The sequence below is a fragment of the Spirosoma migulaei genome, assembly GCF_054776855.1.
In genome coordinates this window covers 1-741 of record NZ_BAAHBG010000016.1, presented here as the reverse complement: position 1 = coordinate 741, position 741 = coordinate 1, and the positions used below count along the sequence as shown (strand labels likewise).

Genomic DNA, 741 nt, shown 5'->3' with positions numbered 1-741 from the left:
TTAGTGTCCCCGTGGTGGGATTGGTCAGGCTGATCACCACGTTGGACGAGTAGGTATTGGTGGCTGTTTGACAGAGGCTAGCAGTGGCTACGGCACTAATCGAGCAAACAGGTGCTGCGGAACAGGAAAGTGGGGCCGTGAACGTCGCAGTGGTGGTTCCGCAACCGGGTAGACTCACTATGGCCGTATGACTGGCTCCATCCGAAAGCAGACCTGGAAGCGTAAGCGTTAATGAGCTGCTGCCGCTGGAAACGGCCTGGCTAACGGAGGTTGCTCCCGGTATGTTCACCGTCAGGGTACCAGCCTGGGCATTAGCCAGGTTGACCACCACCAAGGCTGAATAGGTGTTGGTGGCCGTGCTGCACGAACTAGCCGTTACGAGGGCACTCATGGAGCAGACCGGTGCCACCGAGCAGGAGGCAGGGGCGGTGTAAGTGGTGCTGGTGGTTGAGCAACCCGGCAGGCTCACCAGTACGGTGTGGCTAGCTCCATCGGAGGGCAGGTTGGCAAAGGTCGCCGTCAGGCTGGTGGTGGCAGGGCTGGTCAGCAGGGTTTGGGTCTGTGCTCCATTGGTGACGGTGAGTGTCCCTGTAGTGGGATTGACTAAGGTAATGACCACTCTTGAGGAATACGTGTTGGTGGCCGTTTGACAGACTCCAGCGGTAGCCAGCGCACTCACACTACAAACCGGAGCCGGAGTGGCCGTGCAGGCAGTGGGTGCTGTAAAAGCCGCTGAGGTGG

The 741-nt window shown here is 59.4% G+C and carries 1 protein-coding gene; it reads right to left on the bottom strand.

The features are described 5' to 3' along the window. A partial coding sequence (locus tag ACYVGO_RS18845) for a hypothetical protein (RefSeq protein WP_460970569.1) occupies nucleotides 1-741 on the bottom strand: 741 nt, incomplete at both ends.